The following is a 12,765-nucleotide window of genomic DNA, read 5'->3' on the forward strand; positions in this document are numbered from 1 at the left end:
CCGCTTCCCTCGATATACAGGACAGAAGGTGCATTTACTGGATTAATGTAACGTGAAATTTAAACTGTGATAGTGCTCTTGTGTTTATTGATATTAAATCAATTCCCCTCCAAAGCGCTGTGATAATATCCCCCAAAAATAGGTGGATAAACTATGAAAATCGTAGCGGTGACAGCGTGCCCTACAGGCATCGCTCATACTTATATGGCAGCGGATGCTCTCATCAAAGCAGCCCCAAAGTATAACGTACAGATTAAAGTTGAAACTCAAGGCGCGATGGGGATAGAAAACCAACTCACCCCCCATGATATTGATCAAGCGGATCGCGTATTGATTGTGTCCGATATTGAGATTGAACAGCCCGGCCGTTTTGAAGGTTCCAACCAAGTTCAAATCTCAATCGAAAGTGTGTTACTTAATGTCGATAAAGTATTCCTAGTGCATTGCCGTGGCTAAGTCTGTTGATGAGCGAATACCAAATCACCTTTTTTGTCGACAATAGCAATGCCAGCGCCTACGTGAGCTTGCCCCTTAATCGGGTAGCCAAAAAGTTCAAAAGTACGTTACGTATCATCAATATCACGCAAAACCGCAGTGCTAACCTCACCAAGTCCGTTGCCATGTTGCAAGTGGGTCTTCAACATGGTGACCTTTGCCAGATCACCGCAAAGGGTATTGATGCGGAGCTAGCCTGTTTTGTCATCAAAGATATCATCGCGGAACACTTTACTGTGGTTGGCTCTCATATCGACTATCAGTTTTGCAGCCAACTAGCTGAACGCATACCCCAAATATGCCCACCCTGTGAGATCCAATGGTACTACGCCAAAGCCTACACTGAGCTCAATAAGTTCGAATGCCTCAAAGGATTAGCCCAGCTCATTCATCCACTCCAAGCCGATAAGCTCGTTCTCGACCTCATTAAGCGAGAGGAGCGCTCATCCACATGTGTCACACCTGGTATCGCTCTCCCCCATGTCATGTTTGCGGATGCAGAGCACCTTGCTGTCGCTGTTATTGCCAGTGAAGCACCAATAGATTGGGCGTCCAAAATGGGCAACGTCAATCTCGCCATAGCTCTGGTTATGCCAACCAAACCAACGCCTGAGCAAATCATGGCAGCAACCAACCTCACCCGTAATCTACTGACAGGCCAAGTCGCTGAGCGGTTGCTACTAACAAGAAGCAGTGTCGACTTACAAGCGCTACTTATGTACGCCATGTCAAGGTTACTTGTTTAATATTAACTAGATAGACGCGCGGTATTCTGTAGGTGTTTTGCCAGTTCGATTTTTAAACACACGACAAAAGTAATTCACATCTTTAAATCCACAGCGGATAGATACCTCATTCAGCTTAAAGTTATACTTCTTCAACATGAATTTAGCGCGATCGATCCTGACCCATGTAATGTAGTCCGCGAGTGTCATGTGCCCCTGCTGGCGGAACAAACGAGAGAGGTGGTTAGAGGAGATACTGAAACGTGATGCAATACTGACACGGGTAATTGGGCGATGAAAGTTCTCTTGAATATAGATACAAATCCCCTGATACAGATCCTGAACACGATTATGGGATTTCTTCTCAACTGGAGTGTCCAGCATACTCTTTGAATACTGCAGTAGTGCCTGTAGTAAAAGCTCATCCATGGGTTTCTTGTTGCTTTCACGAGCTAAAGCACTGAGTGCCTCTAGAATGTTATCAATAGCAAAGCCGGAACGAGTTTGAATACTATGCTTTTGGATATCGAAAAAGCTTGCTTCATTTTTTCTCTTACTGACTAGGCTAAAGCCCATTTGGCGGCGACCAAATAGAATGCTTAACACAGAACAATCGGTATCCCAATCCGGCTTATTCCAGCAATTGGGAGGAATAAATATCGCGTCCCCTTGTTGAGCAATAACTTGAGTCACTTTGAGGTCATGACTCTCCATTTCATTAATATATTCCCCACTAAGAACCAATTCTAAACGGGGGAAATTAACCTGATAGCTAAATTCTGGCGGTGTATGAAAATCCCCCGCAAACCATATGTTATGAAATGGCTCTCGCTCATTTAATACCGATGAAATTAAGTCATTAAAAATCATTAGCTACACTCTACGCATAGGGTTCTATACACAAAGCTAATTCAAGATAACCCATGTTTGAATTAGTTCTGCCTACAGGTATACACCCTACCGGTCTTTTGTACTAATGAGCCATCTCACACTTTCATTTTAAGGTTACAAAAATCCAGAAAGCACACCAATCTTACAGTAAACGCTACGCCACAAACTGCCTAGAATATAATAATGTTAACGATCTTATTATTTGCTTTACAGATATCTCCACCATTAGGAAAGGTTACATATATACAGTTTTATCCCTTTAGTATTTTTACCCCGGCCACTCGCTAATAAAAATGGCTTGGACAGATTGCCAAGCCATTTTCTTATATTGCTATCACAGCTTACTGCGCTTTCATCGCTTCAGATTTGTCAGACGTCATCACAAAGTGCAACTCACCACCATCTCTAAATTCGCTGTGAGCAAAAGTGAAATTCTCTCCCAGCTCTTTGCCATTAATCGTGACAGATTTGATGTACATGTTGTCATCGGCATTGTTTTCCGTCGTAATAGTAAAGGTGCCATCTTTGACAGGTATAACAGCTTTGTCGAACAGTGGGCGGCCAACAGTATAGATAGGTTCAGCGGCATTCACTTGATAGAAACCCAATGCTGACATCACATACCATGCTGACATCGCCCCAACATCCTCGTTACCGATTACTCCCTCAGGTGCAGCTAGGTACATATCATCCAAAATATGGTCAACCACTTGCTGTGTTTTCCACGGCTCTGCCGTCCAGTTAAATAGGTAAGGAATGTGGTGCGACGGCTCATTACCAAATGCCACTTGTCCAATCAAACCAGACATATCCGGTGTTTCTGTACCTTCACTTTCTGCGGTAAATGTCGCTTCCAGATTCGACTGGAATTGGGCTTCCCCGCCCATAATCGCCTTCAAGCCCGCGATATCATGCGGGACAAACCATGTCCATTGCCATGCGTTACCTTCCGTATAGTTGCCCGTCTCATGCTCCGTGCCATAAGGGTCAAATGGGTCCATGAAAGTTTCATCAATCATTACTGGGCGCATAAAACCGGTCACACCATACTCGGCATACTCAACCGGGTTATAATCAAAGTATTTCTGGTACCCCTTGGCACGCTCCAGATAGTCGGCTTCAGCTTGAGTATTACCCGCGGCCTTAGCAATTTGAGCAATAGCCCAGTCATAGAACGCGTTTTCTAAGCCGTAAGAAACAGATTCAAGCGTATAGTCTTCAAACACAGGCTCATCGTCGATGCGTTGTATAGCCGGTGCAAAGCCGACTTGCTCAATGTAATCAATATGATTGGTTAGGGTGCGATCCAACACAGCTTGATCCCACTCGGCCTGCAGCAGGACATAATTTTCATATTTTGACGAATCGATAGCGGCTTGTAAGGCCAGTTCTTTTTCTTGTTGCGTGAACTCACCTGGGAACTTGGCAATCGCATCAGCGATCACTGCCACCGCGGGGTAACCCACCATGGTGCCCGTCTCATCCCCCAAATGCTCCCATTTCGGCAATAAACCGCTCTCGCTATACTTTTGTACGAGGTTTTTCGCGTACTGCACCGCGCGCATTGGCTCGGTAATGGTTTTCAATGGATGCAACGCCCTGTGAGTATCCCACAAAGAGTAAACGGAAAAGTTCGGTTGACTGTCAGTTGTTTGCCCATAAGTGATTGAATACTCTCCTTCACCTTCACCAATCGACCCTTTACCCATCCCGCGGAATCGACCATCAACATCTTGATGAACGATAGGGGCTATCTTGGTATGGTAAAGCGCGGTGTAGAAGATCTCTTTTTGCACTTCGGTGCCCCCCTCAATCGTCATATTGAGGGCGTTGGCCCATTTTTCACGCGCATTGCTACGGGCAACATCAAAGGAAACATTCGCTTCGGTTTGATGGTTTATCTCAGCACCTTGCGGATCAACCGCTGACAGTGCTACTTGAGCATTGAGTTGTTGCGAGCCTTCTTCTTCAAATTCCAAATACGCAGTAACATCTGCCTTTTCGCGCCCCACTGGCTCTCCGTTGTCATCGTAAATCAACTCAGAAATGTGCTCGGCGCTCAGGCCATCGACCGCTTCTCCATTGGCAAGAATGTAAACATCTTTAATTTTCTTATCAAAAGTGGCGTGAAAAAAGATCTTCTGATTCTTTGCCCACCCAGAAAAGTGCGACGCATCTCGCTCACCAGTAACCGTGTAACCATCTTCACTCACCGTCAGCTTGTTACGCAAAGAGGTCGAGCCCCAGTCACTGTTGAGGATAGAGTTTAAATCAATCTTCAACCGCTGTGGCTGCCCCTCTGGATAAGTGTAGCGGTGGAAACCAACACGCTCTGAAGAAGTCAGTTCTGCTTGGATACCATTCTCCGCAATGGTTACTGAGTAATAGCCGGGCTCCGCCACTTCGGATGTTTTATCCATAATCACCGAAATAGCTTCGTTGTAATCATCGCTTTCTTCAATGTACTTGGCTTTATCCTCAACAAATGGCAGAAACAGAACATCACCCAAGCCACCCATACCCGTACCAGAAAGGTGTGTATGGGAAAAGCCAAATAGAGTATTTTTATCGTAATGGTAACCCGATGATGAGTGCCAGCCTATCAGCTCAGTATCCGGAGAGAGCTGCACCATACCTTCAGGTACAACAGGGCCAGGAAAAGTATGGCCGTTAAAGCCTGTACCGATGAATGGGTCAACGTATTGTAGAATATTGTTGGTTTCAGCCGTTCGGGAGGCAGTATCATCATCATTGCAACCCGTAAGACCAACCATGCACGACATCAAGGCCACTGTGATGGCATTTTTATTATATTTCATTGAATCACTCCTAAATCAGGGAGCGCATTGCTCCCTATTTTGTAGGTTTTAAAGGGCGTTATTTGGAAACTTACTGCGGTTGAAGCGCCTGTAACTTATCGCCGGTCATCACAAAATGGAGTGTACCTCCAGCTTTAATTTCATCGTGCTTGAAGGTGAAGTTCTCACCCAGAGGCTGACCATTGATGGTGGCTGACTTGACGTATTTGTTATGAGGACTGTTATTGTCCGCAATAATCTTAAACTCACCGCCTTCTACCGGAATGGTAATTTCGTCAAACAGTGGGCGGCCAATAGTGTAAGTTGGATCAGCTGGGGTCACTTGATAGAAGCCCATGGCGGACATCAGATACCAAGAACTCATTTGACCTACATCTTCGTTACCAATCAGTCCGGTAGGCTCAGTGGTGTACATCTCGGACATGATTTGGTCGAGATATTCCTGCGTCTTCCAAGGTTCATCGGTAAGCGCATACAGGTATGGGATATGATGCGATGGCTCATTGCCATGCATGTATTGACCAATGTAGCCCGTCAAATCAGGTAATTCTTCGCCAGTATTGGATGAACTGGCATTAAAGAGCTCATCCAAATCTTCACGGAAGGCTATCTCTGGAGTAGTGTCTTTACCTCGTATTGCATCCGCATTATAGATCTCTTCTTTTAAACGCTTGTAGTCATGCATCGGCTGAAACTTCCACTGCCATGCATTGCCCTCGGTATAGGCAAACTCGTCGACGTAATAAGGGTCAAACGGCAATAACGGGCATTGCGGTTTCATTTCGCCAGAACCGCTAGGGAACTCCACCAAAACACACTCATCCAATCTTTCCTCATCCACTGGCTGATAAAACTCGAGTGGTGGTTTGTTAGGTGATGTGCTGTCAGGATGGTTTTTCGCGCGTAAGAACCCCGTTCTTGGGTCCCAATGGTTCAGCCAGTTTTCCGCCCGAGTTAAGAACTCGTTCTGCAGATCCGTATCACCCGCCATGCGGGCAATTTCTGACATCGCCCAGTCGCCATAAGCAAACTCTAGGGTATAAGAAGCACTGTTCCAGTAGCCGTGGTGGACAAAGCCATTATCCTCGTACGCTTGTACCTGCACCACACTTGCCGCGCCGATATTGTTATCTTCGCTCCAGTCTGGGAACTCCTCCGGTTCGTGGTAACGAACGGTGAACTCCGCCGCTTCTTTGGCAAGCTGTGGGTCGACATCCAAGCCTTTCGCCATTGCGTCCGCAATGATGGAAACGGCAGGGAAGCCAATCATGGTGCCGGTGTAATGGCTGTGCAACTCCCATTTGGGCAAAATTCCCCCATCTTGATACTTACGAATCAAGTCATTAGCAAATTCTTCGGCTCGCTCAGGATCTATGATGCTCTTTAGCGGGTGAGCGGCACGGAAGGTATCCCACATTGAGTAGACGGAATAGTTCGGTGTCTCTCCGGCATCTTTTTGAATACGGGTGCGCATCGCCGGATATTGACCGTCTACATCTTGGAAAATCATAGGGGCAATCGAGGCATGATAAAGCGCGGTGTAGAAGATTTCTTTCTGATCTTCTGAGCCACCCGAAACTATCATTCTGCTCAGCTCTTGGTGCCACGCATCATTGGCTTTTTCACGTGCCATATCAAAAGAGACACCTTGTGCTTCGGCTTCTAAGTTCTTTTGAGCGCCTTCGACACCTGTCGGAGACAAGCCGACTTGAATTTCCAGCGGTACCGATGAAGGCGCAAAATCTAAATAGGCGATGGTTTTGGTGGCATCTATATTGTCATTTTCAACATCAATTTCAGTCTCTACGCCATCCACCATCGCCATTGCCTTGACGATAGGCTGATTGAACTTCGCATAGAAATAGACATGCTGGTTGTTCGCCCAACCATTTGAGCTACGCATACCGCGTATGGTGTAAGCATCAATAAACTCAAGGTCGCCATTCATTGTACGGTTATCAAAATGACCCTTGTTTAGGGTGTGGTCAAGGTCGAACTTGATGCGTGGAATTGTGCCTTGTTTAAACGTGTAGCGATGAAAACCAACACGTTGAGTCGTTGTCAGCTCAGCTTGGATTTTGCCTTCGTTTAGCTCCACAGCGTAATATCCAGCTGCTGCAGTTTCGTTTTTCTTATCGAAAGTGTTGTAAACCGCATTTTCTTTCTCGGTAAAGGGCAAAACGAGGATGTCTCCAAGATCGGTAATTCCGGTGCCTGAGAGGTGAGTGTGAGAGAAACCGTAAACAGGAATTTCAGTCAGCTCACCATGATCAAAGTAACCCGCGGCTGATCCCCAGCCCTCCATCTCAGTATCGGGGGAAAGTTGAACCAAGCCATAAGGCACGACCGCGCCAGGAAAGGTGTGGCCATCAGCTCCGGTACCTATCATTGGGTTGACATATTGAGTCAGAGTGGTGTCTAAAACCGTGCCGGAGCCGCTGCTGTCCTCTTCAGGATTACAGCCAGCGAGCCCCAACATCACAGCGATGATTGCAGTAGAGACGAGCGTTCTTTTTAGTTTCATGTTTCTATTCCATAGTGATTAAAGTGTCTACAGAAAGAGAGGGGCTGGCTTGCCCCTCTTTTTGCGATTGTGGAGAGGCTGGATTACTGTGCTTGCATCGCTTCAGATTGATCGGATGTCATCACAAAATGCAATTCACCACCGTCCCTAAGCTCGTTGTGGGCAAAAGTAAAATTTTCCCCAAGAGGCTGACCATTGATAGTGGCGGACTTGACGTAGATATTCTCGTCACTGTTGTTTTCCGCCGTAATAGTGAACTGACCGCCATCAACAGGGATCACTGCTTTATCAAATAGCGGGCGTCCGATAGTGTAAGTCGCATCACCCGGCGTCACTTGGTAAAAACCCAAAGCGGACATCACATACCAAGCCGACATCTGACCGACATCTTCATTGCCAATCAAGCCATCGTGGGTCGGGTGATAAAACGTGTTCATGGCTTGATCAATGACCTCTTGGGTCTTCCATGGCTGTGCCGTCCAGTTGTAGAGATAAGGCACATGGTGATCGGGCTCATTACCCATCACAAATTGGCCAATGTAGCCCGACATGTCGTGAGATTGGCTGGTATCTGCATTTGGATCCGCATTGAACAAGGCGTTCAAATTGGTCAAAAATGCCGCTTTGCCTTTTGGTGTGACATCTTCAGGTAACGAAAAGTCATCACGTTCAATGAATTCGCCCGCCATGACATTAGCTAAACCATTGAGGTTGTGCGGTGCAAACCAAGTCCACTGCCAGCTATTGCCTTCGGTGAAGTCTTCACCACGGTGCTCGGCGCGATATGGCCAGAACGTGTCGTAAGGCTTGAGATCCGCGCGGTCTTTACACTGGTCGTAATCCATATGATCTGGAATCGCGAGCACCAGATTGTCATCCAGACATTGTACTTTCAGGTTATTTGCCCACTCCTTCGAGCCATTATTGAGATAAACAGGGCGCATAAATCCGGTCACACCCAAGGTATTGCCATCGGGATCTTGCAGCTTACCGTAGTAGGTTGGATTGAAGTCGAAGTAGTTTTTGAACGACTCTGAACGTGCCATATAACGTTGATACTGGGCATCATCACCCGCTAGCTTGGCAATTTGCGCGATACACCAGTCGTAGTACGCATTTTCTAAACCATAAGAAACAGACTCGCTGACCAGTTCATCGTACTTATCCATTTTCAAACCATCGACATAGCCTGGCTTATCGCCCGCATCAGCGGCCCACTTCGTATTAGCTGGAATAAAGCCATTGTCTTCTTGGTACTCATTGTGGCGGGTCATGATGGTGAAACGTTTGTCACCATTCCATGCGTCTTGGTAAGGAACCCAAGTTTCGGTTTTGTTCAGGTCAAAATTCACCGACTCTTCAGCTGCTTGCAGCGCCAAATCAAACTCTTCGGCTGAAAAAGCGTCAGGGTATTTCACCATGACATCAGCAATCACAGCCATAGCAGGATGACCGACCATCTCCCCTGTATAATCTGAGTGCAGTTCCCACTTAGGTAGTACGCCGCCAGTGCGGTATTTATTCAAGAGGTCACGGACATATTCGATGGCACGCTCTTTATCTACGATGGTTTTCAACGGTTGAGCAGCGCGGAAGGTATCCCACATCGAATAGACAGAATAATTCACCGAGCCCTCTTTCGCTTGGTGAACTTTGCCATCCATACCACGGTACTTTCCATCCACATCTTGGTAGACAAATGGCGCGATGAAAGTGCGATACAAAGAAGTATAAAAGAGGGTTTTATCTGCCTGATTGCTCCCCTCTAATTCAAAATCACCCAGCACGTTTTGCCATGCAGTGCGATTTTTGGCGACCACACGCTCAAAATCCCAGCCATTAGTATCTGCGGCTAAGTTTTTCAGTGCGCCGTCCACTCCCGTTCCAGACACAGCGACTTTGACCACTAGCGCCTCGTCACCCTTACCAAAGTTCAAATGTGTCATTACATCATTGGCCATCCGAGCCAAACGATCCGGATCTGGTTCCGGCTCGCCCGGAACGGACTCATGCTCAGCGTACCCTCGGTAGTCTTCTAACCCCACCTCAGTAGCGTCCGTCTCTGTCAGCTCCGTTTCTGAGACCAACTTTGAATACAAGTTTTCCTCAACGATAGGCTCGGAAAACTCAGCAGCAAAGAAGACAGTTTGCCACTGTCCCCACTCATTAGAAGTACGGGCACCGACCACGGTAGTATCATTGACCCTTTTGTAATAGATATTGCGCGAATGGTTGCCGTACTGTTCTAGCAACTCATGCTGCAGATCAATGCGGATTTTTCGGTCTTCTCCGGGCTCGAAGGTATAGCGCTGGAATGCCACACGATCTGTGGCCGAAAGTTCAGCTTTAACACCCGTCTCCACCAGATCCACGGCGTAGTAACCCACTTCCGCCACTTCAGAGGCTTTATCCATCGTTACTGGGTCAGTGTCGAACCCGGTGTAAGGTAAAAAGGCAAAATCGTTTAAATCCCCTTTACCCGCACCAGAAATATGGGTCATGGAAAAGCCAGACAGCAAATCGTGTACTGGGTCATACTCCACGGGTGACCCTTTACCCTCCCACCCTGTCGGGTCAAAGTTATCCGGTGAGGGCTGGATCATCCCCTCAGGCATCACGGGGGAAGGGTTTACATTGCCTAAGCCCTCGGTACCAATCAAGGTATCAACGTATGCCAGAGTGGGCGTAGCAGTCACATCAAATCCGGATTCGTCATCGCTGTTACAAGCAGCCAGACTAAACACAGCACTGAGCACTGCGATTGAGAGAAGTGTTTTCTTAAATTGCATGGTTATTGTCCAAGATTGAGTTTGCACACAAAAAAGGGAGCACTTAGCCCCCTTAGAAATGATTACTCGCCAAGATTGGCTTTCATTGCCTGAGACTTGTCACCCGTCATGACGAAATGGAGTTCGCCACCCGCTTTGAATTCGCTGTGCTGGAAGGTGTTGTACTTATCTAAAGGCTTACCGTTAATGGTCACCTCTTTGATGTACATGTTGTCTGGGCCGTTATTTTCCGCCGTCACCGTAAAGGTACCCAAGCCGATATCTACGGTGGCTTTGTCGAAAATAGGTCGGCCTATGCTGTAGGTAGGATCCGTAGGGGAAATTTGGTAAAAACCGAGGGCAGACATTAAGTACCACGCCGACATTTGGCCAACATCCTCATTACCGATAATGCCATCCGGAGTAGGCTTGTAGAATTCGTCATAGACTTGATCCAGATACTCCTGCGCCTTGTACGATTCTTCCGTACGGTTATAGAGATAAATCACATGGTGCGATGGCTCGTTACCATGAATGTACTGGCCAATGTAACCGGTCATATCTTGATGGGCATCACCGCCATTTGGATCAGCATTAAACAGGTTGTTGAGTTTATCGTTTAAACCTGACGTGCCCCCCATGATCTCGGTTAGCTTGTCCAAGTCCTGCATAAAGGTCCATTGCCATTGCCATGCATTTCCTTCAGTGTAGTAATAAGCATCTGATAGATAAGGGTCAAAATTGGCTGAGGCATATTTCAGCTCACATGGGTCAACGCCACCCTTTTTCAGCTCGGTAGGTACAAAGAAACCTGTGCCATCAGCATTACCGGCATCAGCATCCCAATGATTAAGCGAGTAATAGGAACGCTCTTTAAACTCTTCGTAGCCGTCCATATCGCCTGCGGCTTTGGCCATTTCGGCAATGGTCCAATCGTAGAAGGAGTACTCCAACGAGTATGAGACTGAGTTCCAATTCGGATACCGAACACACTGTTCATCTTCGTGATAGCTCAATTGACCAGCCATCACTGAACTTAAAATATCATCGTGGATCTGCGGATATTCATCTGGAGCGTAACGTGCAGACTTCACCGAGGCGGAATACGCCGCTTCAGCATCAACTAAGCCTTTGGTCACTGCATCACCCAAAATCGCAGCCGCGGGATAACCAATCATGGTGCCCGTTTCTGAGCCGTGCCCTTCCCATTTAGGCACTAACCCAAATTCCTGATTGGATTTGCGAATTAAATCTTTGGCGTACAAAGTCGCTTGTTTAGGATCGATAATGGTCCACATCGGGTGAACAGCACGGAACGTATCCCAAGTGGAGTAGATAGAGTAGTTAGGGGTATCCCCTGCTTCCAACTGACGCAAACCGCCCAACATATCCACATACTGCCCATCGACATCATAGAACTCTATCGGGGCGATCATCATGTGATACATACCGGTGTAGAAGTTGGTTTTCTCTGCGTCACTGCCTCCTTCTAGCTTGATTTTGGCTAACTTTTCAGCCCATGCATACTCTGCGTCTTCTTTCGTTTGCGCAAAATCAAACTCAGGCACTTCGGCTTCTAAGTTCTTCTGTGCGCCTTGCCAGCTCACTGGTGAGATACCCACTCGAATTTCAATAGCTTCATCACCCGCGCCAAAATTTAGATAGGCGGTCAGATCGTCACCTTCGTAAACCGAACTCTGAGCCATCTGTTGAGTAGGCAAACTGTCACTTTCGCCCAACATTGCCCTAGCAATTGGCTGACTAAATTTGGCATAGAAGAAGATATCGTGACCTTGATGATCTTGGCCTTGGAACCAACCAGTGGATTTTTTGCTACCGCGAAGCGTGTAGTCATCCACCACTTCCAGCTTGTTGTTGAGTGATTCACCGTTATTGTTCAAAAGGGTATGGCCTAAATCGAACTTAACGTTTCGCTCAGCACCTTCAGCAAAGACATATCGGTGTAAACCAACGCGCTTGGTTGCGCTCAGCTCAACCTCAATTTGGCCTTGGTTTAGCTTAGTTTTGTAGTAGCCCGCGCTTGCTTCTTCATTGACTTTGTCAAAGGAGTTTATCTGGGTATCGGCTAAATCAGCATAAGGTAAAACTAGGATATCACCCAAGTCGGTGGCACCTGTGCCAGAGAGATGAGTATGGGAGAAACCGTAAAGTGGCACATCAGTATCGACTATTTCACCGGTTTCGTAATTTGATGAATCCCAATAACCAGAAGCTGAATGCCAAGGGTTCATGCCAGATTCATGGTCCGTTTCAGAGCCGATAAACGTATCGGGGGACAACTGCACCATGCCTGCCGGTACTGTCGCTCCGGGGAAGGTATGTCCCGATGCCGCGGTGCCAATCATGGGATCGACATATTCCAACACTGTCAAATCAACAGGTTTTTTTTCTCTGTTGTCATTGTCACTGTTACAACCGACTAACCCGCCAGAAAGGCCGACTAGAATGGCGAGTGAAAGTAAACTACGTCTATACATGTACTTACCGTATTATCGTTATATTTAGTAGGGAGGAGAGCCCTT

The 12,765-nt window shown here is 47.0% G+C and carries 7 protein-coding genes; 2 read left to right on the top strand and 5 right to left on the bottom strand.

Features of this window, described 5'->3' with window-relative positions; all coding sequences use genetic code 11:
* Positions 1-153: 153 nt before the first annotated feature.
* Positions 154-456: a PTS fructose transporter subunit IIB gene (locus L1D23_RS18245; protein ID WP_239838707.1), complete on the top strand. Its 303-nt coding sequence runs from the start codon at positions 154-156 to the stop codon at positions 454-456.
* A gap of 8 nt (positions 457-464) precedes the next feature.
* Positions 465-1,241 carry a PTS sugar transporter subunit IIA gene (locus tag L1D23_RS18250; RefSeq protein ID WP_239869781.1) on the top strand — a complete coding sequence of 259 codons (777 nt, stop codon included), beginning with the start codon at positions 465-467 and terminating at the stop codon, positions 1,239-1,241.
* A 6-nt stretch (positions 1,242-1,247) separates the two neighbouring features.
* On the opposite strand, the gene L1D23_RS18255 is transcribed toward L1D23_RS18250, so the two are convergent.
* The 5 genes from L1D23_RS18255 to L1D23_RS18275 form a co-directional block, all read right to left on the bottom strand.
* Positions 1,248-2,090, bottom strand: coding sequence for an AraC family transcriptional regulator (locus L1D23_RS18255; RefSeq protein WP_239869783.1), 843 nt, complete (start codon positions 2,088-2,090; stop codon positions 1,248-1,250).
* Positions 2,091-2,452: 362 nt separating this feature from the next.
* Positions 2,453-4,930 (bottom strand): GH92 family glycosyl hydrolase, encoded by a 2,478-nt coding sequence (locus L1D23_RS18260; protein ID WP_239869785.1) that lies wholly within the window; start codon positions 4,928-4,930, stop codon positions 2,453-2,455.
* Between the two features lie 70 nt (positions 4,931-5,000).
* Positions 5,001-7,454: a GH92 family glycosyl hydrolase gene (locus L1D23_RS18265; protein ID WP_239869794.1), complete on the bottom strand. Its 2,454-nt coding sequence runs from the start codon at positions 7,452-7,454 to the stop codon at positions 5,001-5,003.
* Between the two features lie 83 nt (positions 7,455-7,537).
* Positions 7,538-10,243: a GH92 family glycosyl hydrolase gene (locus L1D23_RS18270; RefSeq protein ID WP_239869804.1), complete on the bottom strand. Its 2,706-nt coding sequence runs from the start codon at positions 10,241-10,243 to the stop codon at positions 7,538-7,540.
* Between the two features lie 62 nt (positions 10,244-10,305).
* Complete coding sequence (locus L1D23_RS18275) at positions 10,306-12,720, bottom strand: GH92 family glycosyl hydrolase (RefSeq protein WP_239869805.1); 2,415 nt, start codon at positions 12,718-12,720, stop codon at positions 10,306-10,308.
* Positions 12,721-12,765: the final 45 nt, after the last annotated feature.

Origin of the sequence: Vibrio sp. Isolate24 (assembly GCF_022398215.1) — a bacterium.
GTDB classification, from domain to species: domain Bacteria; phylum Pseudomonadota; class Gammaproteobacteria; order Enterobacterales; family Vibrionaceae; genus Vibrio; species Vibrio coralliilyticus_A.

Coding starts and splice junctions, on each gene's coding strand:
- L1D23_RS18260 (WP_239869785.1), bottom strand. CDS start 4,930: ATGAAATATAATAAAAATGCCATCACAGTGGCCTTGATGTCGTGCATG.
- L1D23_RS18265 (WP_239869794.1), bottom strand. CDS start 7,454: ATGAAACTAAAAAGAACGCTCGTCTCTACTGCAATCATCGCTGTGATG.
- L1D23_RS18255 (WP_239869783.1), bottom strand. CDS start 2,090: ATGATTTTTAATGACTTAATTTCATCGGTATTAAATGAGCGAGAGCCA.
- L1D23_RS18250 (WP_239869781.1), top strand. CDS start 465: ATGAGCGAATACCAAATCACCTTTTTTGTCGACAATAGCAATGCCAGC.
- L1D23_RS18245 (WP_239838707.1), top strand. CDS start 154: ATGAAAATCGTAGCGGTGACAGCGTGCCCTACAGGCATCGCTCATACT.
- L1D23_RS18275 (WP_239869805.1), bottom strand. CDS start 12,720: ATGTATAGACGTAGTTTACTTTCACTCGCCATTCTAGTCGGCCTTTCT.
- L1D23_RS18270 (WP_239869804.1), bottom strand. CDS start 10,243: ATGCAATTTAAGAAAACACTTCTCTCAATCGCAGTGCTCAGTGCTGTG.